Origin of the sequence: Desulfonatronospira sp. MSAO_Bac3 (assembly GCF_003838035.1) — a bacterium.
GTDB lineage: Bacteria > Desulfobacterota > Desulfovibrionia > Desulfovibrionales > Desulfonatronovibrionaceae > Desulfonatronospira > Desulfonatronospira thiodismutans.
In genome coordinates this window covers 1-1,035 of record NZ_QYZY01000213.1, presented here as the reverse complement: position 1 = coordinate 1,035, position 1,035 = coordinate 1, and the positions used below count along the sequence as shown (strand labels likewise).

At 50.3% G+C, this 1,035-nt stretch carries 1 protein-coding gene; it reads left to right on the top strand.

The window, feature by feature from the left end; all coding sequences use genetic code 11:
- Positions 1-969, top strand: a 969-nt coding sequence (locus tag D5S03_RS07380) for a glycosyltransferase (RefSeq protein WP_287043260.1), incomplete at its 5' end; no start/stop codon positions are given.
- Positions 970-1,035: the final 66 nt, after the last annotated feature.

Genomic DNA, 1,035 nt, shown 5'->3' with positions numbered 1-1,035 from the left:
AGAAACCAGGTATTCCTGGCCTACCGTTGTCCGGACCTGGGCAGACGTTTTGCAGTACCCAGGATCAGGCTGCCCTTTTTGAACAGGCTTGACCCGTACACCCTGCATCAGCTGGTCAGCTACGCCCGGTCCCAAAACATAGATACCCTGATTTCCACCAACAGGAAGTTCTACTTTCTGGGGGCACTTGCAGCAAGACTGTCCGGATGCAGGCATTTTGTCCGCTGCGGCATTGTATGGAGGGTTCCTGACAATGTATATTATCGTTTTTTATTCAAGAAGATAGACGGAGTAATCGTCAACGCCAGGGCGGTCCAGGCTGAACTCATCCGGAGCGGGCCTGTGAAAGCGGACAGGGTCCACCTGATATACAACGGTCTGGACACAGACAGACTGGACAATATTGAACTCGCCCCGGTTGCCAAACCCTTTCCCTTTACCGTTATCGCCAGCGGCGAACTCATCCCCAGAAAGGGACACACCTTTCTGCTGCGGGCGTTTGCCCGCTTTGTTAAAGCCTTTCCAGGCGCTGATGCCGGCTTAGTGATTATAGGCAAGGGTAAACAGGAGCACGACCTGAAACTCTTGACAAAAAAATTTAATCTGGAAAAATATGTTCTTTTCACCGGATTTCTGGACAACCCTTATCCATTGATGCGCCAGGGGGATATTTTTGTGTCTGTCTCCCGGAATGAAGGGTTGTCCAACTCCATGCTGGAGGCCATGTACCTGGGACTTCCGGTGATTGCCACTCCGGCCGGCGGTGCCGCAGAAGTCATCAAACACGGCAAAAACGGATTCCTTGTAGAGCATGGTGATGAAAGCAACCTGGCAGACCTTTTCATAGGGTTGTTTATGGATCAGGAACATTTATTGCCCGAAATTGCCCGAAATGGACAACAAACTGTGGCCAATCGGTTTTCAGTGCGCGACATGGCCCTGGCCATAGAAAAGGCCTTTGAATCTTGAGGCCTGAAAGTGTCTAAAACAGGCCATATGTAGTAACAAAATAACACAAAAGACTGCTGACAGCTT